General features: G+C 59.1%; 24 protein-coding genes. 16 read left to right on the plus strand and 8 right to left on the minus strand.

Annotated features, from left to right (window positions below):
- Window positions 1–48 precede the first annotated feature (48 nt).
- The 13 genes from D1823_RS01730 (at window position 49) to D1823_RS01790 (ending at window position 13,120) form a co-directional block, all read left to right on the plus strand.
- A complete protein-coding gene (locus tag D1823_RS01730) occupies window positions 49–297 on the plus strand; it encodes a DUF2484 family protein (protein WP_205511894.1) in 249 nt (82 codons plus the stop codon).
- Complete coding sequence (locus D1823_RS01735; protein ID WP_117868335.1) at window positions 294–560, plus strand: DUF2484 family protein; 267 nt, start codon at window positions 294–296, stop codon at window positions 558–560. The genes D1823_RS01730 and D1823_RS01735 overlap by 4 nt, the downstream gene beginning before the upstream one ends.
- A gap of 24 nt (window positions 561–584) precedes the next feature.
- Window positions 585–878, plus strand: coding sequence for a hypothetical protein (locus tag D1823_RS01740; RefSeq protein ID WP_117868336.1), 294 nt, complete (start codon window positions 585–587; stop codon window positions 876–878).
- Entirely contained in the window at window positions 875–1,801 is a 927-nt protein-coding gene (murB, locus tag D1823_RS01745) for a UDP-N-acetylmuramate dehydrogenase (RefSeq protein WP_117868337.1), read from the plus strand. The genes D1823_RS01740 and murB overlap by 4 nt, the downstream gene beginning before the upstream one ends.
- A 102-nt stretch (window positions 1,802–1,903) precedes the next feature.
- The gene (locus D1823_RS01750) at window positions 1,904–2,827 is read left to right on the plus strand and encodes a D-alanine--D-alanine ligase (protein ID WP_117868338.1); all 924 of its coding nucleotides are present in this window, start codon (window positions 1,904–1,906) and stop codon (window positions 2,825–2,827) included.
- Window positions 2,815–3,822 (plus strand): cell division protein FtsQ/DivIB, encoded by a 1,008-nt coding sequence (locus D1823_RS01755; protein ID WP_117868339.1) that lies wholly within the window; start codon window positions 2,815–2,817, stop codon window positions 3,820–3,822. Before D1823_RS01750 ends, D1823_RS01755 begins: the two co-directional genes overlap by 13 nt.
- Before the next feature lie 8 nt (window positions 3,823–3,830).
- Window positions 3,831–5,165 (plus strand): cell division protein FtsA, encoded by a 1,335-nt coding sequence (gene ftsA, locus D1823_RS01760; RefSeq protein ID WP_117872621.1) that lies wholly within the window; start codon window positions 3,831–3,833, stop codon window positions 5,163–5,165.
- Entirely contained in the window at window positions 5,152–5,571 is a 420-nt protein-coding gene (locus D1823_RS01765; protein ID WP_117868340.1) for a hypothetical protein, read from the plus strand. The genes ftsA and D1823_RS01765 overlap by 14 nt, the downstream gene beginning before the upstream one ends.
- Window positions 5,572–5,919: 348 nt before the next feature.
- Entirely contained in the window at window positions 5,920–7,524 is a 1,605-nt protein-coding gene (gene ftsZ, locus D1823_RS01770; protein WP_117868341.1) for a cell division protein FtsZ, read from the plus strand.
- A gap of 213 nt (window positions 7,525–7,737) precedes the next feature.
- Entirely contained in the window at window positions 7,738–8,658 is a 921-nt protein-coding gene (lpxC, locus tag D1823_RS01775) for a UDP-3-O-acyl-N-acetylglucosamine deacetylase (protein WP_117868342.1), read from the plus strand.
- A gap of 126 nt (window positions 8,659–8,784) precedes the next feature.
- A complete protein-coding gene (locus tag D1823_RS01780) occupies window positions 8,785–9,648 on the plus strand; it encodes an outer membrane protein assembly factor BamD (protein WP_117872623.1) in 864 nt (287 codons plus the stop codon).
- 36 nt (window positions 9,649–9,684) lie between these two features.
- Window positions 9,685–11,334 (plus strand): DNA repair protein RecN, encoded by a 1,650-nt coding sequence (gene recN, locus D1823_RS01785; RefSeq protein WP_117868343.1) that lies wholly within the window; start codon window positions 9,685–9,687, stop codon window positions 11,332–11,334.
- A 100-nt stretch (window positions 11,335–11,434) separates the two neighbouring features.
- Window positions 11,435–13,120: a chloride channel protein gene (locus D1823_RS01790; RefSeq protein ID WP_117868344.1), complete on the plus strand. Its 1,686-nt coding sequence runs from the start codon at window positions 11,435–11,437 to the stop codon at window positions 13,118–13,120.
- A 3-nt stretch (window positions 13,121–13,123) separates the two neighbouring features.
- Here D1823_RS01790 and D1823_RS01795 read toward each other — a convergent pair whose 3' ends face one another.
- A complete protein-coding gene (locus D1823_RS01795) occupies window positions 13,124–14,491 on the minus strand; it encodes a DUF3179 domain-containing protein (protein WP_117868345.1) in 1,368 nt (455 codons plus the stop codon).
- Between the two features lie 327 nt (window positions 14,492–14,818).
- Here D1823_RS01795 and D1823_RS01800 point away from each other — a divergent pair, with 327 nt between their 5' ends.
- Window positions 14,819–16,171: a TAXI family TRAP transporter solute-binding subunit gene (locus D1823_RS01800; RefSeq protein ID WP_162896734.1), complete on the plus strand. Its 1,353-nt coding sequence runs from the start codon at window positions 14,819–14,821 to the stop codon at window positions 16,169–16,171.
- On the opposite strand, the gene D1823_RS01805 is transcribed toward D1823_RS01800, so the two are convergent.
- The 4 genes from D1823_RS01805 to cobS all read right to left on the minus strand — a co-directional run bounded on the left by D1823_RS01805 (window position 16,116) and on the right by cobS (window position 21,447).
- On the minus strand, window positions 16,116–16,457 hold the full coding sequence (locus tag D1823_RS01805; protein ID WP_117868347.1) for a DUF427 domain-containing protein: 342 nt from the start codon (window positions 16,455–16,457) through the stop codon (window positions 16,116–16,118). The two genes, D1823_RS01800 and D1823_RS01805, sit on opposite strands and share 56 nt — an antisense overlap.
- 63 nt (window positions 16,458–16,520) lie before the next feature.
- Window positions 16,521–18,311 (minus strand): aminopeptidase P family protein, encoded by a 1,791-nt coding sequence (locus tag D1823_RS01810; protein ID WP_117868348.1) that lies wholly within the window; start codon window positions 18,309–18,311, stop codon window positions 16,521–16,523.
- 150 nt (window positions 18,312–18,461) lie between these two features.
- Complete coding sequence (gene cobT, locus D1823_RS01815) at window positions 18,462–20,339, minus strand: cobaltochelatase subunit CobT (RefSeq protein WP_117868349.1); 1,878 nt, start codon at window positions 20,337–20,339, stop codon at window positions 18,462–18,464.
- A 121-nt stretch (window positions 20,340–20,460) separates the two neighbouring features.
- On the minus strand, window positions 20,461–21,447 hold the full coding sequence (cobS, locus tag D1823_RS01820; RefSeq protein WP_117868350.1) for a cobaltochelatase subunit CobS: 987 nt from the start codon (window positions 21,445–21,447) through the stop codon (window positions 20,461–20,463).
- A gap of 328 nt (window positions 21,448–21,775) precedes the next feature.
- Between cobS and D1823_RS01825 the strand changes: the two genes are divergently transcribed.
- Window positions 21,776–22,696 carry a Hint domain-containing protein gene (locus tag D1823_RS01825; RefSeq protein ID WP_117868351.1) on the plus strand — a complete coding sequence of 307 codons (921 nt, stop codon included), beginning with the start codon at window positions 21,776–21,778 and terminating at the stop codon, window positions 22,694–22,696.
- 145 nt (window positions 22,697–22,841) lie between these two features.
- On the opposite strand, the gene D1823_RS01830 is transcribed toward D1823_RS01825, so the two are convergent.
- Together D1823_RS01830 and D1823_RS01835 are read right to left on the minus strand one after the other, a co-directional pair.
- Entirely contained in the window at window positions 22,842–23,396 is a 555-nt protein-coding gene (locus D1823_RS01830; protein WP_254683774.1) for a hypothetical protein, read from the minus strand.
- A gap of 167 nt (window positions 23,397–23,563) precedes the next feature.
- Window positions 23,564–24,187 (minus strand): J domain-containing protein, encoded by a 624-nt coding sequence (locus tag D1823_RS01835; RefSeq protein WP_117868352.1) that lies wholly within the window; start codon window positions 24,185–24,187, stop codon window positions 23,564–23,566.
- A gap of 107 nt (window positions 24,188–24,294) precedes the next feature.
- Between D1823_RS01835 and D1823_RS01840 the strand changes: the two genes are divergently transcribed.
- Complete coding sequence (locus tag D1823_RS01840) at window positions 24,295–24,549, plus strand: BolA family transcriptional regulator (RefSeq protein WP_117868353.1); 255 nt, start codon at window positions 24,295–24,297, stop codon at window positions 24,547–24,549.
- 13 nt (window positions 24,550–24,562) lie between these two features.
- On the opposite strand, the gene D1823_RS01845 is transcribed toward D1823_RS01840, so the two are convergent.
- Window positions 24,563–25,639, minus strand: a complete 1,077-nt coding sequence (locus tag D1823_RS01845; RefSeq protein WP_117868354.1) for a PLP-dependent cysteine synthase family protein — start codon at window positions 25,637–25,639, stop codon at window positions 24,563–24,565.
- Between the last annotated feature and the right edge of the window lie 158 nt (window positions 25,640–25,797).

The following is a 25,797-nucleotide window of genomic DNA, read 5'->3' on the forward strand; positions in this document are numbered from 1 at the left end:
AAGTGTGGTAACCTGCCCGCAACTGTCGCATATCCTCGGAGGGGACAAGTGGACTATTCGATGATCCTTGCCGCCCTCTGGGTGATCTGTGCCACGATCGTGGCGTTCTTACCGATGCGCCTGCAGTTCCCGCCGGGTGTGACCCTGCTGATCTGTGCTCCGGTTCTGATCGTCTGGCTGGGTTATGACCACGGTTGGTTCTGGTCCGTTTTTGCCTTTGGCGGTTTCGTTTCGATGTTCCGCAACCCCATCCGGTTCTATTGGCGGAAATGGGTGCGAGGGGAGGTTATGGAGTGAACTGGTCCATCGCCCTTGCCGGTCTGTGGGGCGTTTCCGCGAATCTGCTGGCAATGATCCCCAGCAAAGACAACCACTGGACGCGCGCCTATATCCTGATCGCCGTGGGCATTCCGATTCTGGGGTATGTCACCTATCAAAACGGACCGTGGATCGGCTTGCTGGTGCTGGCCATGGGGATGTCCGTGCTGCGCTGGCCTGTCATTTATCTGACCCGTTGGACAAAGACGAAGATGCAGGGCATGAAGGCGGCTGACGAATAACCGGCCAGTTTCAGGAGGTCCGCCATGGCGTCGGTCGCTACATTTGCCTATCTGCCAATTCTGTCTTTTCTGCTTGGTGCCGCGGCCGGTTTCACCGCGGGCCGCTGGCTGGGCCTGCGCGGCTTGTTATGGCTGATCGGTCTGGCCTCGGCCGTCGGCTTGGCGTTGATCGTCGTGCTGGCCGGAATTGGCACTGGTGAAGAAGAACAGGCGTTCGGCCCGCTGGTCTGGCTGACCGCCGGCGTTCTTCCCTTTCTGTTCGCCACGATCATGGGGGGTGTGGGCGGACGCAGCCTGGCGGTGCGCGTAGACATATGACAACGCTTCCCGCTCCCAAAGGTCGCCTGTCTCGGGCGCGTCCTCTCTCTGACCTCACGTGGCTTCGTGTTGGCGGTCCGGCTGATTACCTGTTCCAGCCTGCCGATGTCGAAGACCTGCAAGCGTTCCTGCGGGAACTGCCCGCAGAAACCCCGATCTTTCCGATCGGTGTCGGTTCGAACCTGATTGTTCGGGATGGGGGTCTACGGGCCGTTGTGGTCCGGTTGGGGCGCGGATTCAATACGATCTCGGTTGACGGCAATACGGTTACGGCAGGGGCTGCGGCGCTGGATGCGCATGTGGCACGCAAGGCGGCGGACGCCGGTGTCGACCTGACCTTTCTGCGCACCATTCCGGGATCCGTCGGCGGTGCGGTGCGCATGAATGCAGGGTGTTATGGCAGTTACACGGCGGATGTGTTGCGTAAGGCCATCATTGTCACCCGGCAAGGGGACCTTGTGGACCTGACACCCGAAGACTTGAATTTTCGCTATCGCCAGACGGACCTGCCGGAAGGTGCAGTGCTGATTTCGGCTGTGTTCGAGGCCCCTTCAGGCAATCCCGAAGATCTCCATACCCGTATGGAGGCGCAGTTGAAAAAACGCGACGAAACCCAGCCCACCAAGGATCGCAGCGCGGGGTCGACCTTTCGCAATCCGGCCGGGTTTTCCTCGACCGGGCAGGCGGATGATGTGCATGATCTCAAGGCGTGGAAGGTGATCGATGACGCGGGCATGCGCGGCGCGACGCTTGGCGGTGCGCAGATGAGCCCGAAACACTCGAATTTCCTGATCAACACCGGCTCGGCCACCGCTGCCGACCTCGAAGGCCTTGGCGAAGAGGTGCGAAAAAAGGTTTACGAAACAAGCGGCATCACGCTAGAGTGGGAAATCATGCGGGTCGGAGATCCGCTGAAAGAATAAAGCCCGGACCGTCAGACCAAAACAGGCAAATTCAGGCGACGGATCAAAGGCATAAACGCAGTACGGACCACCATATAAGGTCCGGGGACATTGAGGCGCACGTTGGGTATGTCGAGCAGGACAAACCCCAAAGTGGCGGTATTGATGGGTGGCCCCTCGGCGGAACGCGAGGTGTCTCTCAGCTCTGGGCGCGAATGCGCAGCCGCCCTTGTGGGAGAAGACTTTGAGGTGGTCGAACTGGACGCAGGTCCCGACCTCTGCGCGCGCCTTGCGAACATCAAGCCAGATGTGGTTTTCAATGCCCTGCACGGCCGCTGGGGTGAAGATGGCTGTGTGCAGGGCCTGCTGGAATGGATGCGCATTCCCTACACACATTCCGGCGTGTTGGCCTCGGCCCTGGCAATGGACAAGCAACGCAGCAAGGACGTCTATCAGGCCGAAGGTCTGCCTGTCGTTCCAAGTGTGATCGTTCCAAGGCTTGAGGTGATCGAAGCCCACGTGATGGAGCCGCCCTATGTGGCCAAGCCAAACAACGAAGGCTCCAGCGTTGGGATTTACATCGTCCACGAAAATGCCAATGGCCCGCCGCAGCTGTCCGAAGACATGCCCGATCAGATCATGGTCGAGAAATATGTTGCGGGGCGTGAACTGACCGTAACGGTGATGGGCGACCGCGCCCTGACCGTGACCGAGATCATGACCGATGGTGGTTGGTATGACTATGATGCCAAGTACAAACCGGGCGGATCATGGCACGTTCTGCCTGCCGATGTGCCACCGGACATCTTTGATCGCTGCATGGATTACGCCCTGCGCGCGCATGTTGCCTTGGGGTGCAGGGGCGTCAGCCGCACCGATTTCCGCTGGGATGACGGCATGGGCGCCGATGGGCTGTTCCTGCTTGAGACCAACACCCAGCCCGGCATGACGCCGACATCTCTGGCCCCGGAACAGGCCGCCCACCTGGACATGACATTCGGCCAGCTTTGCGCCTGGATGGTGGAGGACGCCTCATGCGACCGCTGACCGCCAGACGCGCGTTGGAAATCCATCGAACCAAACCCGTTGCAGGCCCGGATGCGGATTTTGCATCGGCAGACACTGAACAGCGCGATGGTCAACCGCTTCTGCGTCTGCGTGGCGCGCGGGTGTTTTTCCGCGCGGCCCGTCGCAGCGACCCGGCGCCGTCGCGCCTCAGCTACCGGCTCCAGCGCTGGATGCTGACACCTGGCATTCGCCTTGGTGTCAAGGTCGGCCTGCCGATCTGCGCCATTGCTGCAACTGTCGGCATCTTCTTTGCCTCGCAGGACCGTCGCGACGCACTTGCCGCTTATATCGCCGATGTGCGCACTTCGATTCAGGAGCGCCCCGAATTCATGGTCAACCTGATGGCCATCGATGGGGCGGGAACCGGCCTGTCCGAGGACATCCGCGCAATTGTGCCGCTGGATTTCCCGATCAGTTCCTGGGATCTGGATGTGGAACAGATCCGCGACACGATCACCGGGCTGGACCCGGTAAAATCCGCAACCGTCAGAATCCGCCCCGGAGGCATCCTGCAAGTCAATGTCGTCGAGCGTCAGCCAGTAATTGTCTGGCGAACGCATGGCGGGCTCGAGCTTCTCGATGAGACAGGCGCGCATGTCAAGGAAGCCACTTCTCGCAAGGACCACGCTGATCTGCCGCTGATCGCGGGGGCGGGCGCCAGCGATCATGTGGGTGAAGCGCTGGAGCTTCTTCAGACCTCGCGCAGCCTGGGCAATCGCGTGCGCGGTCTGGTGCGCGTGGGAGAGCGGCGCTGGGATCTGGTGCTGGACCGTGGTCAGCGCATCATGCTGCCGACCGAACGTCCTGTGCGCGCGCTGGAACGCGTGCTTGCCGTGAACGAGGTGCAGGACCTTCTGGAACGTGACGTGGCCGTGGTCGACATGCGCCTCGGGCAGCGTCCAACCATCCGAATGACCAAAGCCGCCAGCGACGACTGGTGGAACACAAAAGTGACAGTGAGTAACGGGCAGTAACGACCATGATGACCGATCTTTATCAGTCCCAACGCGCCATGCGTCAGATGCGGCGGCAGGCTTTGCAACGCGGTGTGATTGCGATTCTGGATGTGGGCAGTTCGAAAATCGCCTGCCTAGTGCTGCGCTTTGACGGAACTGGTCGGCTGAGCGAGGACAACACCATCGGCTCCATGGCGGGTCAGACGGGCTTTCGCGTCATCGGCGCCGCGACCACCCGGTCGCGGGGTGTCCAGTTCGGCGAAGTTACCGCCATGCAGGAAACCGAACGTGCCATCCGAACCGCGCTTCAGGCCGCACAGAAGATGGCCGATATCCGCGTCGACCATGTGATCGCATGTTTCTCGGGCGCGAACCCGCGCTCTTACGGGTTGGATGCACAAGTCGACCTAGACGGTCAGATCGTGACCGAGGCCGAAGTGGGTCGCGTTCTGAACGCCTGCGACGTGCCGGATTATGGCGACGGGCGCGAAGTGCTGCACGCTCAACCGGTGAATTTCGCGCTCGACAACCGCTCGGGCCTGATCGACCCGCGCGGGCAGATGGGCCAGAGCCTTGCAGTCGACATGCATATGCTGACCGTGGATTCGACAGCGATCCAGAATATCGTGCGCTGTATCAAGCGCTGCGATCTTGAACTCGCAGGTATTGCCAACTCGGCCTATGTTTCGGGCATCTCGGCGCTGGTTGAAGACGAGCAGGAACTGGGCGCGGCCTGTATCGACATGGGTGGCGGCACCACGAGCGTATCGATCTTCATGAAGAAGCACATGATTTATGCCGATTGCGTGCGCATGGGTGGCGATCACGTGACCGCCGATATCTCGATGGGTCTGGGTGTGCCTGCCGCCGTGGCGGAACGGATAAAGACATTCAATGGTGGCGTTCATGCCACCGGGGCCGACGACAGGGATATGATTGATATCGGTGGTGACACCGGTGACTGGGAACACGACCGCCGCACCGTCAGCCGTGCCGAGCTGATCGGTATCATGCGCCCGCGTGTCGAGGAAATTCTTGAAGAGGTTCGCGTGCGGCTGGACGCCGCCGGGTTTGAACACATGCCAAGCCAGCAGATCGTGCTGACCGGCGGTGGCAGCCAGATCATGGGGCTGGACGGGCTTGCCACCCGCATTCTGGGCCAGCGCGTGCGCCTGGGCCGCCCCTTGCGCGTGCATGGCCTGCCGCAGTCAGCCACCGGGCCCGGGTTCTCGTCCGCTGTCGGCCTCAGTCTGTTTGCGGCCCATCCTCAGGACGAATGGTGGGATTTTGAAATCCCGGTCGACACCTACGCCGCGCGCCCGTTCAAGCGCGCCGTGCGGTGGTTCCGTGACAATTGGTAAGCACCTGCGCGGGTGTGCACTGGGCGCGGCCTTGCTGCCCGGCGCGGTCTCGGCCCAGACCATAATTACGCCCGAGGCGTTTCTAGATGCGGCTGTCGGCAAAACCCTCACGTTCTACGAAATTCGCAGCGGCGGTCTGGTCGGAACAGAACAGTTCCTGAACCGAAGTGTCTCGGTCTGGCGCGAAGAGGGGCAGGGCTGTGTCTACGGGCAGATCACAACGCCTAACGGTCAGATATGCTTTCTTTACGACAATGACCCGGACGGCATTCCGGTCTGTTGGTGGCCATTTTTGCACGAAGGCCGGCTGATGGTGCGACTTGCCTCTTTCGCCGAGGGGGAAATACAGGAAGTGCGCACCATGACCGAGCGCGGCCTGAACTGCCCAGGTGCTCCGCTCAGCTAAAGAAACCGGTTGCAGCAATTCAATTTATCCCTCAAGATATCCTCAAGGCCCGGCAGAGGCCTCGCGGCAGGACCTGAGCAGTTTTCCGCAATGTAAATGACAATGGATCAGAGCGCGATGAACGAATGAGTCCTCGCGTTCATGTCGGTTGTCTTGTGATGGTCGCCGTTGTTTCCGCTATATCTGGCATGTCCTGCGAAATGCCGCCGGTTTCTGCCTTATTTCCTCCATATTTTGTGGGAAAACGCGATTTTTGACGTGACCTTTTGGCATCAGGCCGCTAGAATCGGACAAGGATAGGTAAGAAAAACACCGCTTTGGCGGGACATAAATACAGGCGGACAGAGCATGACATTGAATCTTTCGATGCCCGGGCACGACGAACTGAAGCCTCGGATTACAGTATTTGGCGTTGGCGGTGCAGGCGGGAACGCTGTCAATAACATGATTGAGAAACAGTTGGACGGCGTTGATTTTGTGGTCGCCAACACCGACGCGCAGGCGCTGCAACAAAGTCAGTCCTCGGCACGTGTGCAATTGGGTGTTAAAGTCACCGAAGGTCTGGGGGCAGGGGCCCGTCCGACCGTCGGTGCTGCCGCCGCCGAAGAAAGCATCGAACAGATCGTTGACCACCTTGCCGGCGCGCATATGTGCTTCATCACCGCTGGTATGGGCGGCGGTACCGGCACGGGCGCTGCTCCGATCATTGCGCAGGCCGCTCGTGAGCTGGGTGTTCTGACCGTCGGTGTTGTCACTAAACCCTTCCAGTTCGAAGGCGCCAAGCGGATGCGTCAGGCCGAAGACGGCGTTGAGGCATTGCAGCAGGTTGTCGACACGCTGATCATCATCCCGAACCAGAACCTGTTCCGTCTGGCCAATGAAAAGACCACCTTCACCGAGGCGTTTTCGATGGCCGATGACGTTCTGTATCAGGGCGTCAAGGGTGTGACCGACCTGATGGTGCGCCCTGGCCTGATCAACCTCGACTTTGCGGACGTTCGTGCGGTGATGGACGAGATGGGCAAGGCAATGATGGGCACCGGCGAAGCAACCGGCGAAGACCGCGCCGTCCAGGCGGCGGAAAAGGCCATTGCAAACCCGCTGCTGGACGAAATCAGCCTCAAGGGTGCCAAGGGCGTGCTGATCAACATCACCGGTTCACACGACCTGACCCTGTTCGAGCTCGACGAAGCCGCCAACCGCATCCGCGAGGAAGTGGACCCAGAGGCCAATATCATCGTTGGCTCGACGTTGGATACGGCCATGGAGGGCGGAATGCGTGTATCGGTTGTTGCAACCGGTATCGACGCCAGCGAAAAAACGACGGAAGTCCCTGTGGCTCGCCGCTCGATGTCAGAACCACTGACCCGCACGGTTTCGGCCGAAGATCATTTTCAGGAAGAAGCACCGGTTGCTGCGGAGGTGGCAGAGCCTGCCCCGCAGCGGGAAGAAAACCGCGAGCCTTCGCTGTTTGAAACCGCTGAAGAACCGGCGCAACCGCAATTCCAGCCGCGCGACGAGCGTGAAGATGACAGCCTGCCGCCGCCGGCCTACCAGCCGCGTGTTGCCGAATTCGAGCCGCAACCCGAGCATATTGAGCCAGCGCCCGAGGCATTTGTGGCACCGCGCGGACATGCCGCCGGCACCCCGTCGCCCGAAGCACTGCAGCGTTTGCAGGCTGCTGTTCAGAAGGTTCCGTCAGCGCCGCAGCACCCAGCGGCGCCCCGACAATCCGATCCGGTTTCGCAGTCGGAACCCGAGGAGCGCTCGCGTTTTGGCTTCAATCGTCTGATCGATCGGATGACTGGCCATGCGTCTGATACGCCGGCACAATCGCCCCGGCAGCAACCCGTTTTGCGGCAGTCCGAGGCTACGGCGCCAATTCAGGAAGAGGTTGATCCGGATCAGGAGCGTATCGAAATTCCGGCCTTCCTGCGCCGTCAAGCCAACTGATCGCGGTAACAAAATCCACTCAAGGGGCTGCCATTTGGCAGCCCTTAATCTTTTATTAACAGCATCTTGCAGGCATGTAAGCAGGGTTTTGCCGATCTGTCACATACATGTTTCAATCGGTTGCAAAGAGTGAGTTGAGCCTTGACGCGGGCTTCCTTAACTGAGTGTCCAACACAGTCCAAGCAGGCTGGACACCACTCACCGAGGCCCATTTTGCAACATACGCTCAAATCTCCGGTCACGTTTACAGGCGTCGGGCTGCACAGTGGCAAGCCGGCGACCATGGTTCTGAAACCGGCGGCAGTTGGTCACGGGATCTGGTTCAAGCGGACGGATATTCAACTGGGCGATGCGATGATCCCGGCGCTCTACCATGTGGTCGAACGGACCCCGCTTTGTACGCGACTGGTGAATGATGCGGGTGTTTCGGTTTCCACGGTCGAACATATCATGGCTGCTCTGGCTGGTTGTGGCGTGCACAACGCGCTTATCGAGATCGACGGTCCCGAAGTTCCGATCATGGACGGCTCCTCGATTGAATTTGTGCGTGGCATCATGGCCAGGGGCGTGCGCCGTCAGGCCAGCCCGGTATTGGCCTATGAGGTATTGAAGACTGTCACCGCATCACGCGAAGGTGCCAGCGCCAGCATTGCACCCGCTGACGGGCTGATCATCGACTTCCACATCGATTTCGAAGACAGTGCCATCGGCAGCCAGAGCAAGACGCTGGACATGCGCAACGGTTCGTTCGCGCGCGAACTCAGCGATTGTCGCACGTTCTGCCGTCGCACAGATGTCGAGGCGATGCGCGAAAACGGGTTGGCTTTGGGTGGCACGCTTGAAAACGCCGTGGTCGTTCAGGGCGTCGAAGTTCTGACACCGGGCGGTTTCCGCCGCGTGGACGAGGCCGTGCGCCACAAGATGCTGGATGCGCTGGGTGATCTCTATCTGGCTGGTGGGCCGATTTTGGGTCACTTCACCGGAAACAAGTCGGGTCATTCGCTGACCAACACACTGCTGCGCAATCTGTTTGAAACGCCGGGTGCGGTGCGCCCGGTACTGTGTACGCCGGAACAGGCCGCGCGCCTGCCGGGGCAGGGGTTGGTCGTGCACGAAATTCCCGAAGTGGCCTGATCAGACCAACTCTGACGACATTTGCGCCAGAAGTCGCATAAGGCGTTTTGCACCGGAATTTTATGTGCTAGACCATGGCTCAAATCGGGGCAAACCCCATTAAGCAAGACGACAAGGATGGGCGGTATGGTTGGCAGCAAAGCGGCAGTCAGATTCGCGGGTGCGATTCTTCTGGCAGCAGTTTTGACGGCATGCGGCAACGGCGGCGGCCTATTTAGTCGCAAGGGCGCTGACCGTGATCAGAACCTGGAAGGGTTTACGCCGGAACAGATATATACCCGTGGTGAATACGAACTGTCGCAGAATCGGTCGGACGATGCGGCGTGGTATTTTTCGGAAGTCGAACGTCTGTATCCGTATTCCGACTGGGCCAAGCGTGCGCTGATCATGCAGGCGTTTTCGTTCCATTCGGACCAGAATTACGAAGAAAGCCGCGCGGCGGCTCAACGCTATATCGACTTCTATCCGACGGATGAAGATGCGGCTTATGCGCAGTATCTGCTGGCACTCAGCTATTATGACCAGATTGACGAAGTCGGGCGGGATCAGGGCCTGACCTTCCAGGCGCTGCAATCTTTGCGGACCGTGATCGAGGTTTATCCAGACAGCGAATACGCCACATCTGCGGTTCTGAAATTCGATCTGGCTTTCGACCATCTGGCGGGCAAGGAAATGGAGATCGGGCGCTATTACCTGCGTCAGGATCACTATATCGCAGCCATCAACCGGTTCCGTGTTGTGGTCGAAGACTTTCAGACCACCTCCCATACCGCCGAAGCGTTGTATCGTCTGGTCGAGGCCTATCTGTCGCTTGGCCTGCTGGACGAAGCGCAGACTGCCGGCGCCATTCTTGGCTACAACTACCAATCCACGGAATGGTATGACGATGCGTATAAGCTGTTGACATCTCGCGGGCTTGATCTCAAGAGCCGTGGCAACAATTGGCTTAGCACGGTCTATCGTCAGACCATCAAAGGTGAATGGTTGTAATCGCGATGGCCTCGGGTCCGGGACGCTGAAGACCTCATGCTGCGCACCCTAGATATCCGCGACATGCTGATCATCGACCGGCTGGAACTCTGCTTTCAGCCGGGCCTGAACGCCTTGACCGGCGAAACCGGTGCGGGCAAATCGATTTTGTTGGATTCACTGGGTTTCGTACTTGGCTGGCGTGGTCGGGCTGAACTGGTGCGGCAGGGTGCCGCGCAGGGCGAGGTCGTTGCCGAGTTCGAACTTTCTGCCGATCATCCCGCACATGCGGTATTGGCCGAAGCTGGCCTGCCGGGTGGCGAAGAACTGATCCTGCGCCGGGTAAATACTGCCGAGGGGCGCAAGACCGCCTGGGTCAATGATCGCCGGTGCTCGGGTGAGGTGCTGCGGGCGCTGTCCGAGACCCTGATCGAACTGCATGGTCAGCATGATGATCGTGGTTTGTTGAACCCACGTGGTCATCGGGCGATGCTGGACGAATTTGCCCAGGTCTCGGAGCCGCTGTCAAACGTGCGAACGGCCTGGGCCGCGATGTCCCGTACCCGAAGAATGCTGGCCGAGACCGAGGCCGCTCTGGCTGCCGTCCGCAGCGAGGAAGAATTCCTGCGCCACGCGGTCGCCGAGCTTGACCAGCTTGATCCACAACCCGGTGAGGATGCCGAACTGGATTCCCGTCGCCGCATGATGCAAGGGGCCGAGCGGATTCGCGACGATGTTGCGCGTGCTTTTGCCCTGTTGTCCGGGGACGGGGCGGAAGGGGCCATGTCCGACGCCATCCGCTGGCTGGAAGGCGTCTCGGACAACGCGGCCGGCCAGCTGGAAGAACCGATTGCAGCGCTCGGGCGCGCAATGATCGAGTTGGGCGAGGCGCAGGACGGTGTGAATGCCTGCCTTCAGGCGCTGGACTTCAATCCGGCAGAATTGGAACAGGCCGAAGAACGCCTGTTTGCCATCCGTGCGCAGGCCCGAAAGCATGACGTGGCCCCGGATGATCTGGGTTCGTTTGCCGACACACTGCGTGACCGGTTGAACCGGTTGGAGGCAGGAGATGCCGACCTGGCCGACAGACGTGCGGCCGTGAACGCGGCGCAACAGGCCTATGATGCTGCCGCAGCCGAACTAAGCGCCGCGCGCAAGGCCGCCGCCGGGCAGCTTGACGCGGCCGTCATGGCGGAACTGGCCCCGCTCAAGATGGAACGTGCTGTGTTCCAGACCGAAATCACCCCGGCTGAACCCGGCCCCGAGGGCACCGACGCGGTGGCTTTCACCGTGGCCACCAACCCCGGTGCACCGGCGGGGCCGTTGAACAAGATCGCTTCGGGGGGTGAGCTCAGCCGCTTCCTGCTGGCCCTCAAGGTCTGCCTGTCTGGCGACGACAGCGCCCGGACGATGATCTTTGACGAGATTGATCGCGGTGTCGGTGGGGCAACCGCCGACGCGGTCGGACGCAGGCTGGCGTCATTGGCGCAGGGCGGGCAGGTTCTGGTTGTCACACACTCTCCGCAAGTTGCCGCACGGGCAGCGCATCACTGGCGGGTGCAGAAACAGGTCGCGAATGGGCAAACCCTGTCCACGGTTGTCCCCCTGGCCGAATCGGATCGGGTGGACGAAATCGCCCGCATGGTGGCGGGCGATACCATTACCGAAGAAGCTCGTGCCGCAGCACGGGCTCTGTTGCAGGCCTGATGGGGCGGTGGCGTGATTTGGTGCTCACACTGTCGCTATCTCACTTTTATATGGACGCCCCGTGGCTTACTAAGGGTTAAGTGATGATCCCTGAGGGCCAATGACCCAATCGACCCGCACCGTTCTGCGCAACCAGTTCAATCAGGCTCTGGCCGCGATCAAGGATGCGTGGCGGGTGATGCTGCGCCGGGGGCCAAGCCAGATCCAGTTCTGGTTCATCGCACTGGCCATCGGGATCGCAGCGGGTTTCATGGCGCTCGGCTTCCGTAAGGCCATCCGTGCGTTGCAGGCCTATCTTTACGACACCGATGACATACTGCTGCTGCACAGCCACGCCGAGAAACTGCCTTGGTTCATGGTTCTGATCATTCCCATCATCGGCGGTTTGATCGTCGGCGTGATCCTGAACTGGTTCACCAATGACGGGCGCGTGAGGTCGGTTGCCGATGTGATTGAAGGTTCGGCCATCACTGACGGGCGGGTCGAGGTCAAGGCCGGCATCGCGTCGTTTTTTGCCTCGCTGATCACTCTCAGTTCGGGCGGGTCAACGGGGCGCGAGGGCCCGGTGGTGCATATGGCCGGGGTCATCTCCACATGGGTCAGCAACCGAATTCACGCGGATGGGATCACGGGCCGTGACCTGCTGGGTTGCGCCGTTGCTGCGGCCGTGTCGGCCAGCTTCAACGCCCCCATCGCCGGGGCATTGTTCGCGCTCGAGGTCGTGCTGCGCCATTTCGCCGTTCACGCCTTTGCACCAATCGTCATCGCCTCGGTCGCGGGAACGGTGATCAACCGGCTGGAATATGGCGACGTGACCGAGTTCACTCTCGAGACGCCGGGATCGCTGCAATTTTATGTCGAGCTTCCGGCCTTCCTGATCCTGGGCCTGATCTGCGGATTTGTCGCGTTGCTGCTGATGCGGTCGATCTTCTTTGCCGAGGATATCGGCAGCCATATCCAGAACCGTCTGTCAATTCCGGGCTGGCTGCGCCCTGCGGTGTCCGGGGCGATGCTGGGGCTGATGGCAATCTGGTTTCCGCATATCATCGGCGTTGGGTATGAAACCACCATCCGCGCTTTGACCGGTGATCTGGTGCTGACAACGGCAATCCTGTTTGCGGTGACTAAAACGGTTGCGGTTGCCATCACGATGGGGGGGCGCATGGGTGGCGGTGTTTTCTCGCCTTCTCTGATGGTTGGCGCGCTGACCGGGCTGGCCTTCGGGCTGATCGCGACCGGGTTGTTGCCGGACGTTTCGGGCACGCACACGCTTTATGCCTTTGCCGGTATGGGGGCCGTGGCTGCGGCGGTGCTTGGGGCGCCTATCTCGACCACTCTGATCGTCTTTGAGCTGACCGGCGACTGGCAGATCGGCCTTGCGGTTATGGTCAGTGTGTCAATGTCCACGGCGCTGGCCTCACGCCTGGTGGACCGGTCTTTCTTCCTGACCCAGCTGGAACGACGTGATGTCCACCTGGCCGCGGGACCGCAGGCGTATCTGCTGGCAATGCTCCGTGCCGGGGCAGTGATGCGTCCGCTTGGGGATCAACGGTCGATCACGAAGGAAGAGGCACAGGGGCTGATCGAACAGGGCATGTGCATTCAGGCCAGCGCCACGCTGGAAGCCGCCATGCCTTACTTCGATCGTGACGACATCCCCTGCATTCCGGTTATCATTCTGGAAAAAGACGGATCCGAGACACCCGTTGGCGCGCTCTATTACGTCGACGCTCTCAAGGCATATAACAGGGCGCTTGCGGCAACGGCCGCTGAAGAGCATTCCTGAGTTTCACTCACCATACACGCTGGCTGCGTCACCCAGATAATTGTCCCACGCAAACCAGTACGAAATATGCCCGGCGACCCGAGGCAAACGCGCGCCCTCAGGCCCGATCAAAGCCTCTTCCGTGACGGTCCAACCGTTCCCTGCGCTATCCTGCAACCCGCTTTGCGTTGCCCGGAACTCATGAAATTTTCGTTCATAAGCACGCACACTACGCTCTTTGGGATCGCCAATCAGAACCAAAGGTGTCTGGCCGATCGCATCGTTGATCACCGGTTTGCCCTTGAACGCATCCAGAGGCCAGGCGCGGGCGGCGCCAAACTGGCGCACGGCAAAGATGTAATCCTTCTGCCGATTCCGGGACCGATCCACAACAGCCGGGAACATCAGCTCGCTCGAGGCGAAATAGTCGCGATAAACAACGCCCGATCCGTAGTTGCGCCGATGCCCGGTGTTCAGCGACAGAACACGGGTTTTGGGATGCGAGGTCTTCCAGCTGGCCCATGTCGTGATCACCACCGGGCGCTGTTTCAACGTGATGCCGCTGTTCACCAAAGGCCCCACAACAGGCTTGCCGGTATACTGGTTCCACAGCGAATGCGTTTCGCGGTCAAACATCAGCTTGTTCGATCGATAGAGGAAACCTGACGACCCGAAAACGAACGGCTTTCGCCGCCCCGCCACTTGGGTTTCGAACAGGATGCCCGACCCGCAGAGCGTGCAATAGGCCAGCGCCACGGGCACGCCTCCGATCACCTCGTTGAACATCTCGTGCCATCCCATGATCCGCAGAGGATAGGCGCGCTCATCGCCGTTGATGGCGACGCCAAACACCAGATCATCACCCTTCAGATACCCCGCATTAGAAGCAGAGATTAGGGTGGGATTGTCCAGGGACGGAATACCATCCTTGGACACGCCGCCCCAGGCGATCTCTTCCAGGCGGATCTTCATCCTGTCACGTTGCAGATACTCAGACCGCAGAAACAGATCGAAATTCGGGTCGATCCCCAACAGAACCTCGCGCTTGAACGGGATCAGTGAAGGATGAGGGACAATTTGTGGGTTTCGTTCCTGCCACAGCATCCACTCGAACCAGTCATTGCCATAGCGCTGCCCGGTCACAGCCTGCATCACCTCGACGATCTCGTCCCGCCGCCTGTCGGCATAGCGTATCGCGGTCAGCAACCCGGCCACAACATCCGGCTGGCCGCGATCTTTCAGGTACGCCATCTGTGCTTCAAACGCGGTCCGACGCCCGTTCAGCGTGCTGCGCAATGCCTCCAGAACCGGATCCTGCTGCGCCCAAAGCGCTCCGGGTGCAATTGCTCCAGCCCCGATCATCCCGGCTAAACCGCGTCTTGAAATCTGCATGGAAGCCTCCGGTGGATATCCGGAAGAAGTGTGCCGCAAATGCCGCTCACGTGCATGCCACAGCTGCGTGAGGTGGGCTTCGAAGCAAGATTTCTTGCGAAGCTGAAATAAGAACCGGCTGGATGAACAATGAGTCGTTTCCGGAAATACTCCGGCCGGCTTAGCTTTTCCGCGACCAAGGTTGCGCCATTTTTGCAAGCCAAACACCAGCCGGACTTTTCGCCCAACGCGTCATTCGCTGCTGTGCTGGATTGATTTTCGTTGACGCGAAGATTGCGAACAGGCGAGGTTTAAGGGTCAATTCGGATCATCTGAATGCGAGAATTCATGCGCCTACTCATCTTTGTTCTTCTTCCAATTCTGTTTGTCGGGATGATTGCGTTTCTGATTCTTGGATTGAAACCACCCAGCAGCATACGGCTAGCGACCGGGGTGAGCGGCGGGGGGTATTGGCAGATCGGCCAGCTTTACAAGGCAGAGCTGGCGCGAGACGGCATTCACATTGATTTGGTTGAAACCGCAGGTTCTGTAGAGAACATAAAGAAGCTTGTTTCCGGTGAAGTCGATGTAGCGATTGTTCAAGGTGGTCTGAATCTTCCTCGGGAAAGTGGATTGCAATCGTTGGGGGCCATTTTTCTTGAACCAATGGTGGTGTTTCGAGGAAAGCTCAGCCCAATTGGTGGCAATGCGGGGGAATGGGAGGGCATCCGACTTGCCGCTGGGGCAGAAGGGTCCGGAAGCCGTGCGGCTGCCATCGCCCTGATAGAAGCGGCGGGGCATAGGGATACCGGCATTACGCTTGTGGATGCAGGAGGACCTGATGCTATCGATGCGCTCTATTCCGGCAAAGCCGATGCTGCGTTGTTTGTTGCACCACTGGATGCGCCATATCTCATGGATGCGATTTTTGACCCTAACATAGAATTCGTCCCCATGGCGTTGGTCGACGCGCTTGCATTGAAACTCCGGGGGGCAAGTTCGGTTACCGTGCCCGCTGGGTCAATCACTCTCGACCCTCCAAGACCGCCCGAGGACGTAAAGATCTTAGCTTTGAGGGCATCAATGATTGCCGGGCCTGATCTGCACCCGGCAGTCGCAGATCGGTTGGTTACCGCAGCGAAGATCATTCATGGTCAGCCCGGCATATTGCAGAGTTCAAGGGAATACCCGAAAACGGAGTCTCCGCCCGCTCCACTAAACGAAGTTGCTGAAGAGCTGATAAACACCGGGCCAAATTTTCTACATGCCGTTTTGCCCTATTGGATTGCTGCTCAGTTTGGCCGGGTTCTTTTATTGCTGTTGCCTTTACTTTTTCTCGCTCCGCTTTTGCGGCTCGTTCCATCCGGGTATGTGTGGTTCCAGAAACGCCGTGTCTGGCGTTTCTATCAGAAAATCGCAGCGCTGGAGGAAGAATTGGGGCAGGCTCGGACGCTGGGCGACGTAGACGCAGTGGCGGACAGCATTGAGGAACTGGATACCAGCGTTGCTAACCTCAACCTACCGCTTGCCTACCGTCAGGTCGCGTATGACGCGCGATTGCATATCGATTTGATTCGACAAGAGATTGCGCGCCGCAGAGCTGCCAATGGGTCACCGGCGGTCGACAGGATGTCAAATGAGGGCTTTAAATCTGCTCCACCTTCACCGACTCGACGGGATAAAATGCCAGATGGTCCTTGATCTCGGCCACTGCCTGGGCCGGGTTTTCATAGCTCCAGACCGCATTGGCGGTCACGGATGACTTGTTGACGATGGAAAAATGCGTCGCGTCGCCCTTGCCAGAGCAGTGCGTTACCTTGTCGGTCCGGTCCAGAAATGCCATCGCAATATCACCGCGCGGGAAATAGATCACCGGATCCTTGTCGTCTTCATGCAGTTCCAGCGCGTTGTTCGTTTCGCCCAGAATCGCACCGCCCGAGCGGACACACCATTTGCCCGGCGCTTTCCGGATCGTGATCTCAGCCATTCCATTTCCTTCCGTCGTCGTATTTGGGCCTCTCCTCTGCCCGTTCTGTGTAACAGACCGGTGTCAGATTGGGGCAGTTGCGGCATCCAACCACAGTTGCGCGTCTTGTCCCAGCCTTGGGCGGACTTTTTCCGCAACGTCGCGGTGATAGGCATTCAGCCAGTCGCGTTCGTCCGCCGCCAACATTTCGACCATGATCAGCCTGCGGTCAATCGGCACAAAGGTCAGAGTACGCCAGTTCAGCATTGCGCGTTCGGCGTCGCTGGAGGGCAGGGCAGGCGCCTCTTCGACCACCACAAGGTTCTCGATTCGAATGCCAAAGGCATCCTCGCGGTAATATCCGGGTTCGTTTGACAGGATCATGCCGGGTTGCAGCGGTACATGGCTGACTTTCGACAAGCGCTGCGGCCCTTCGTGCACGCTCAGATAGGCTCCGACCCCATGCCCGACCCCATGATTGAAATCCTGCCCCGCCGACCACAGCGGCGCGCGGGCCACGCATTCGATATCCCGCCCTGCAAGGCCCGCAGGCCAGCGCAGCATCGACATGCCAATCATGCCCTTCAGAACACGGGTAAAGCAGGTTTTCTCCTCTGTTCCGACGTCACCAATGGCAATGGTTCGGGTGATGTCGGTGGTGCCGTCCAGATATTGCCCGCCACTGTCCAGCACCAGAATATGACCGTTTTCCAACTGGCTGTCGGTCTCTTCGGTCACACGATAATGCATGATCGCGCCGTTCGGACCCGTGCCTGCAATGGTATCGAACGAGATGTCCTGAAGCGCATTGTCCTTACGCCGGTTTTCTTCCAGCCGGGTGACAACCTGTGTTTCGGTCACGCTGCCCGGGGCCTTTTCGTCCAGCCAGCGCAACGTTTCGATGACCGCCACTGCATCGCGCAAATGCGCCTCGGCGCTGCCCGCGATTTCAGGTGCATTCTTGCAGGCTTTGGGCAGGGCACAGGGGTCGCCGCCATCCGTCATCGCATCGCCTAACGCATCCGCCACGATCTGAGGCACCGAAGCGTTATCCACTTGCACCGGCCCGGCCAGAGCCGCAACCGCATTCAGAAAATCTTCCGGCGCGCGCAAGGTCACCAGTGTGTCCAGATGATCCCTTACCCCGGCCAGTTTCGCGGCCGCCATGAACAGATCGACCTGACCTCCTGCATGCAGTATGGCAAAACCGTGGGCCACCGGATTGTAGGCAATATCCGACCCACGGATATTCAACAGCCACATGATCGAATCCGGCAAGGTGATCACCGCTGCCGTGTGTCCGGCCCGCCGTAGGTCGCCGGCCAGACGGGCGATCTTGCTGTCCGCACCTTCCCCGGCAAACTCAATCGGATGCGCCTTGACCGGGTTCATCGGTGGGGCCGGCTGATCTGCCCAGACCCGGTCCACAAGGTTCTCGCATCTCACCAGATCGATGCCCGATCCTTCCAGATCGCTTACTGTGCCTGAAATTTGCCCCGCCGCATGCAGCCACGGATCAAAGCCGATCCTTCCCCCGTTTGGCAACCGCTCTTTCAGCCAGGCGCTCAGGCTCACCTCTGGCCAGGGGACCGGAGTGAAATCCTCTGCAACCTGTGCCTTGACCTGGGTGCGATACCGCCCGTCGACAAAAACTCCGGCCACGTCGCGCAGGGCGGCGCAGAACCCGGCCGAGCCCGTGAACCCGGTCAGCCAGGCCAGACGCTCATCGTGTGCCGCGACATATTCGCCCTGATGCGCATCCGCACGGGGGATCAGAAATCCGTCCAGCCCTTCTTGCACCATCTGTTCGCGCAAGGCGGCCAGCCGCGGGGGCCCCTGTTCAGGGCGGGCGGTCACTTTGAAGGATTGGAACATGGGCGGCCTCATTCACAGCTTTTGGGCGTGACCCTGAGGCGCATTTCAAAAAAAGTCCAGACGGGATCACCCCGCTTGAAAAGGCCGATGTTCAGCAAAGCCAAACACCCCATCATTGGGAAAATACCCCCGCTGGACGCAAAGTCAGATTCAGCTGACCTTTCTCATCCCCATTACCCGCGCCCGCGCCCGCGGGTCACTGTCGAAAAGGGCTGCCAGTTGTTCGGTCATTGCACCGGCCAGTTGTTCAACATCGGTAATCGTAACGGCCCGGTCGTAATACCGGGTCACGTCGTGGCCGATCCCGATAGCCAATAATTCGACCATCTTGCGCTTCTCAACCATAGCGATCACGTCGCGCAGGTGTTTTTCCAGAGAGTTGGCCGGGTTCACGCTCAGCGTAGAGTCATCGACTGGTGCGCCGTCTGAGATCACCATCAGGATCTTGCGTTGCTCGCGCCGTGCAAGCATCCGCCGGTGCGCCCATTCCAGCGCCTCGCCGTCGATGTTTTCCTTCAGCAGGCCTTCTTTCATCATCAGCCCCAGATTGGGCCGCGCGCGACGCCAGGGGGCATCGGCCCCTTTATAGATGATGTGACGCAGATCGTTCAGACGCCCGGGTTGTTGCGGGCGGCCATCATTCAGCCACGCCTCACGTGCCTGACCGCCTTTCCACGCCCGCGTGGTAAAGCCCAGAATCTCGACCTTCACATTGCACCGCTCCAGCGTCCGCGCCAGTACATCGGCACAGATGGCGGCGATCGAAATCGGCCGTCCCCGCATAGACCCCGAATTATCCAGCAAAAGCGTGACAACCGTGTCGCGGAACTCTGTGTCTTTTTCGACCTTGAAGCTCAGCGGTGTGGTTGGGTTCGCCACAACGCGTGCCAATCGGCCCGCGTCCAGAATACCTTCCTCGCGGTCGAATTCCCAGCTGCGGTTCTGCTGCGCTTGCAGGCGGCGTTGCAGTTTGTTGGCCAGACGCGATACCGCCCCCTTCAACGGTTCCAACTGCTGATCCAGATAGGCCCGCAGGCGTTCCAGCTCGGCAGGTTCCGCCAGGTCTTCGGCGGCGATCTCTTCGTCATGGGTGTCCAGATAGACCTTGTAATCCGGGTCTGCCTCGGATGCAGGCGGCGGGGCAGGTGGCTCCAGCGGCGCTTCGCCATCCGGCATCTCAGCCTCGTCGCCCATCTCGTCCTCGGCCATTTCATCCATCGAGACCTGGGCCTGAGACTGATCCTGCTGCTCCTCCTGAGTTTGCTCAGGGGTCGCATCCGCGTCCTGATCGTCCTGATCGTCCTGGCCGGTACTGTCGGGATCGGGCTGGTCCTCGGCGTCTTCCTCGGCCTGGTCTTCCTGCTCGTCGTCCAGCTCATCTGGGTCATCCCCAAGCTGGTCGCCATATCCCAGATCCTTGATCACCTGACGGGCGAATTTGGCGAATTCCGCCTGATCCGAGAGGATTTCGTCCAGATTTTCCAGCGTTCCACCAGCTTGCTCTTCGATGAACCCACGCCACAGGTTCATGATATTTTCAGCGGCAGGGGGTAGATCACGACCGGTGGCCAGATGCCGGATCAGGTACCCTGCCGCAACCGACAGAGGAGCATCGGCGGGTTGTTTGCACTGATCATACCCCCGCCGGATCGCTTCGTGCCCGATCTTCACATCAATGTTGCTGGCGGTGCCCGGCATATCCCGCGCGCCCATCGCTTCGCAGCGGGCGGTCTCCATCGCCTCGTACAGATCCCGCGCCATATCGCCCGGGGGCGCATAGCGCGCATGGGTCGCGTCGTCATGATACTTGCGCTGCAACGCCAAGGCATCCGCCGTGCCGCGCGCCAACAGCACTTCTTCACGCGTCATCCGGCGCGAGACCTGTGGCAGCCGCATCGACTCGCCCGACATGCCCGAAGGGTCGACGGTATAAGTCACCGACAGCTCGGGATCATCGGCCATGACCTTGGTGGCTTCGGCCAGGGCCTTCTTGAACGGATCAGCAGGGTTGTCGTTCTTCTGTGCCATGTCCTTAAGACCTCATCAAAATGACCTGCCCGGCGTTGAAAACTGTAACGGATCCGACTTCATCTGGCCCAAAATATCCCCGCCGGAGGCATTGCGCCCGGAACGGGCGCAATTTGGGTGCTTACCCCAAGCTTGCACTCGCGGCACTCTCAGGCAACTCCTCATCGAAGCAGCGCTGATAGAACTCGGCCACGGTCTGACGCTCCAACTCATCGCACTTGTTCAGGAAGGACAGGCGGAACGCATAGCCCACATTGCGGAAGATCTCGGCGTTTTGGGCCCAGTTGATGACGGTCCGCGGGCTCATGACGGTGGACAGATCGCCATTCATGAAGGCGGTTCGGGTCAGGTCGGCGACGGTGACCATCTGGCTGACGGTCTTGCGGCCCTCTGCGGTGTTGTAATGCGGCGCCTTCGACAGAACGATCATCGTCTCTGCATCATGGCTCAGGTAGTTCAGGGTCGACACCAGCGACCAGCGGTCCATCTGCGCCTGGTTGATCTGCTGCGTGCCGTGATACAGACCCGTCGTGTCGCCCAGACCGACCGTGTTGGCAGTGGCAAACAGGCGGAAATTCGGGTTCGGCGTGATGATCTCGTTCTGGTCCAGCAGGGTCAGCTTGCCGTCATGCTCCAGCACGCGCTGAATCACGAACATCACGTCGGCGCGGCCCGCATCATATTCGTCGAACACGATGGCGACCGGGTTGCGCAGCGCCCAGGGCAGGATGCCTTCGTGGAACTCAGTCACCTGCATGCCGTCGCGCAGTTTGATCGCATCCTTGCCGATCAGGTCGATCCGGCTGATATGGCTGTCCAGATTCACACGTACGGCAGGCCAGTTCAGACGGGCGGCCACCTGTTCAATGTGGGTCGATTTGCCGGTGCCGTGATACCCTTGGATCATGACACGACGGTTATGGGAAAAGCCCGCCAGAATCGCCAGCGTGGTTTCCGGATCGAACTTGTAGGTATGGTCGATGGCCGGCACTCGGTCGCTGCGCTCGGCAAAACCTTTGACCGCCATGTCGCTGTCAATGCCGAACACGTCACGGACCGAGATATCCTCGGTAGGTTTTGCGTTGATATCGATCGATCCGTCAGCCATGCGCCTTGTCCTTATCCTTTGCCCCGCCTTGCCGGGTTTGAACCCGTGTGTGGTGCAACATATTGCGGGCAAGGGCAAGGGAAAGAGGCGCGTGTGCGAACTTAGGCGGGTGTTTCTTTGAAACTGGCCTTATTGACACCGGGCTACCTTACGCTCCGATATTCGCGGCTCGCTACGCAGATCTCAGATGGTGCAATTTCCCACGTGAGGCGTAGGTCATCCAATTTCTGAATTGCTCAAATTGCAATTTGAGAATTCATCGAGTTAAACTATTTCATTGTCTGCGCATAAGTAGCTTTCGGCTTGGTGTTAAACGGTAGAGGTTCGAATGTCGCTAACAATTCAGGGTCCCTCTTCGATTGCCATCCCAAGTGGATCGTCTTCCGTTATGCAGCAATACACGGCCACCAAAGCAGGCGCTTCGTGGAATGTGATTGTTTCAGGGACAGGAGGACTGGCCCCAAGTGATTATTCCGTTTCGATTTCACCGAACGGCGTTTTGACTGTCGATCTGACCTCTGGTGTTGTTATTCCTCCAAACACGCAACTGACCGTCGAGGTATTCGCGTCGACAGGTCCCGGTAACGGTAACAATGACTCTCTCATCGTGACCGTCGCTCTTCCGGCCGGAACAGTACCGTGTTTCGTGAAGGGTACGCTGATCGAAACTGAAAAGGGCTATCGCGCTGTTGAGGAACTATCAGTTGGGGATAAAGTGCGTGCTTCCAGTGGGGAAATTCTTCCAGTTAAGTGGATCGGAAAAAGGACTCTGAAGGCGGAAGATTTGAAACGTAACCCGCAATTGAGGCCCGTTTGCATCGAAAAAGGAGCGATAGGAAAAAACTTGCCTAGCCGTGATTTGTACGTTTCCCCGCAACACAGAATTGTTCTGGAAGGGTGGCGCGCAGAATTGTTGTTTGGAGAGGCAAAAATCTTCACCGCAGCAGTTCATCTGATCAACGACAAAACCATTCATCGGGTTCGATCCAATGAGTGCGTCACTTACTACCATATTGCCTGCAGTCGCCACGCCATACTGATGTCGAACGGATTGCCAACCGAAAGCTTGTTTCTGGGTGATATGGCGCTGAAGTCTTTTCGCCGTGAGGACGTTGAAGAACTGCTCGCACTGTTCCCCGAATTGCGTGACGGCACTGCAGAGTCGCAACAGACTCGCTTAAGTTGTTTGAAGCGCCGGGAAGCAATCGCATTGCGAAGCTCATACCCGGACAAAAATCCGAATAGTTGAAATTCGAACTGACTCTGGTCTGATCCTTTGTCTCAGCAAGTTCCTTCAAATGTGTTTTCTCGGATCGATTGCCATGGGCTACTTCAGGACGCAGCGCCATTTTCATGGCCTTGCGCGTTTCTGCCTTGCATCGACCGTCGCTTGCCTACAGCGAAAACCAAAGCTGGTCTTTGCGAAAGCCGCCTTTCACGAGGCGATCCGCGTTCAACACATCCGGAAACTCGTCTACCCAATCCCGAAACCTGTCATTTGTGACGATGCGTGCCTTGCTGTCCCGCGCCGCCTGCAAAATCAGCGGGTCCGCTGGCGTGCCTTTGGGGGCGACCATGACCTGCTTGGCGCGCAAGCCCAGGGCGCGGCTCAGCGTCCGGTCGTTCATATAGTGACCTTCGACCTTGTACCCGACATTCGCATCGAACATGACGCCCGGTTTGAACCCGGCTTGCTTCAAAGTCTCAAGGACCTTCTTCAACGTGCCCAGATCCGGGGTGCCTTCTTTCCAGTGCATGACGTTCGACCCGTCCACGATGATCCATGTATTGGCCCTGCGCCACCTGAACCAGGCCCTTACGAAAAGGATTGCGCTGGCCATCACGCAAATCAACGCCAAAAGGAACAGCCAATCGGCATCAGTCGGAATGAAACTGGCAGCGATGAGCCCGCATAGCGAGACGAGCAACAGGAAAATGGTCGTGCGCAATGTAGCTGATCCCTGAAAATACCTGCCCGAATCCTCCACCACTTTCACGGGGATTGAAACAGATTTCCGCACCGAAATAGCGCAGTTGTTCCAGGTTGTGTCATCCGCGGCACCCAACCATTCAGGTTAAGCGTGCCGCGGAGGTAAAGCAGGGAAAGCTGTGACCGTTACTTGAAGTTCCGGCTGTCCTTGATCTGATCCCAGGCCCAGACGACCTCTTGCAATTGTTCTTCCTGCGAGCGGTCGCCACCGTTCATGTCCGGGTGCAGCACTTTGATCAGTTTCTTGTATGCCTTGCGGACTTCAGCCTTGGTCCAGCCGTCATTTGCCTCGAGAATCTCGATCGCACGGCGTTCGGTCGGCGGCAGGCGGCGTCCGCCACCCGTGTTGCGGCCCTTGTTCTGCGTGCTGTTGGCGCCGAGCACCTGATGCGGATCCTCGATCCCCAAACGGGCCCAGGCGCGCGCTTCGGGGTCGCCCATCGGCTTGGTCTCGCGCTCCCACACTTTGTCTTTTGATCGCTGCGCGTTCAATTCGGCCTCGGTGGTGCCGTCAAAGAAGTTCCATTTTTGGTTATACTCCCGCACGTGCTGTTGACAGAACCAAAAGAAATCATCCAGGACATCAGGTGCCTTCGGCGCGCGGAACTTACCCGGCTCTTCACATCCCTCGTGATCACAAACCCGGACAGAGGTTTCGGACGCACCTGACATGCCTCGACGACCCCGCGGATTCTTCTTCTTGGCGCTGGAAACGGACATATCGAATCCGAAGGGGTCTGATTTCGCCATGCTCTAATCCTCAAGAACGCGTCTTTTCGACTCGGAGGCAGCAGTTTAATCTAAGCAGCCGAAAGTAGAAGAGGGGTGCGGCAATATTTTTGCCGCTGAGCGAAAAAATGAGTGTGACAGACGAAATCCGAACCCGCCTGCAAGCCGCCTTTGATCCGCGCGAGCTTGAAGTGATCGACGACAGCGAAAGCCACAGGGGCCATGCGGGCTATCAGGAAGGCGGCGAAAGTCACTTCAACGTCCGCATCCGTGCCAGCGCATTTGAAGGTAAATCCCGCGTCGCCCGCCACCGTGCCGTACACAAGGCGCTGGGCGACATCGTGCCGCGCATCCACGCGCTGGCTCTGGATATTGGTGACTGATGATCTTTGCGTGTCAGTCCGCCTTCATCTGTGCGGACGGCGTCGATGCCGAGATGGAATATTCTTCCTCCGTCATGCCCTCTTCGATTCCCTCGAATAGCGGGGTCGACAAGTAACGCTCGCCGGTGTCCGGCAGCATGACCAGCATAACGGACCCTTCCGGCGCGGATTCCGCCAACTTCATGGCCACCGCAAAGGTTGACCCGCCTGAAACCCCTGTGAAAATCCCTTCCTCCGAGGCAAGCCGGCGAGACCATTCTATCCCTTCTGGCCCGGGAATGGGGATCAGCTCATCATAGTAGGAATTGTCGATGGCTTCCTGCAGGACCCACGGGATGAAATCCGGTGTCCAGCCTTGAATCGGATGGGGTTCGAAACTGGGATGGCTTTCGGTCGGCTGGTTATCATCGTTTCGGGTGTTGACGTAACCCGATGACACGATGGCTGCGTTGGCCGGTTCGGTCAGTATGATTTTTGTTTCGGGACGCTCTTTCCGCAATATACGTGAAACACCCGAAACGGTGCCGCCGGTCCCATAGCCCGTCACCCAATAATCCAGTCGTTGCCCTTCGAAATCGGCAAGAATTTCCCGCGCCGTCGTGTTTTCGTGAATATCGGCATTGGCAGAAGTTTCAAACTGGCTGGCAAGGAACCATCCGTTTTCCTCGGCCAGTTCCTTGGCTTTGGTATACATGCCGAACCCTTTTTGCGCCTTTGGCGTCAGAACAACCTTCGCGCCCAGGAACCGCATCAGCTTTCGCCGCTCGACCGAGAAGCTCTCGGCCATCGTCACGACCAGAGGGTATCCCTTGGCCGCGCATACCATGGCCAGCCCGATCCCGGTGTTGCCAGAGGTCGCTTCGACAACGGTTTGTCCGGGTTTCAGCCGCCCGTCCCGTTCTGCTGCCTCGATGATATTCAACGCCAGCCTGTCCTTGACCGAGCCTGCCGGGTTGAAGGCCTCGAACTTTACATAGACGGTCACATGCTCTGGCGCGATCCGGTTGACCCGAATGCACGGCGTGTCACCGACCGTGTCGAGAATGCTGTCATACAGGCGTGCCCGCCCTTGTGTCTGCCGAATAGCCATTTCGATGTCCCTCCAGAATATCCGGCTAACATGCCACAGATTCCCTGAGGGTATAGCCCTTATTGCTTGCCAATATGGTTATGAAGACACGGGCCGTACCCGGATCGACTTGACGAACGTCAGGGCAAAAACGGACGTTCTGCACAAGGCCACAGGCC

Origin of the sequence: Ruegeria sp. AD91A, from assembly GCF_003443535.1 — a bacterium.
In the GTDB taxonomy this organism is placed as follows: domain Bacteria; phylum Pseudomonadota; class Alphaproteobacteria; order Rhodobacterales; family Rhodobacteraceae; genus Ruegeria.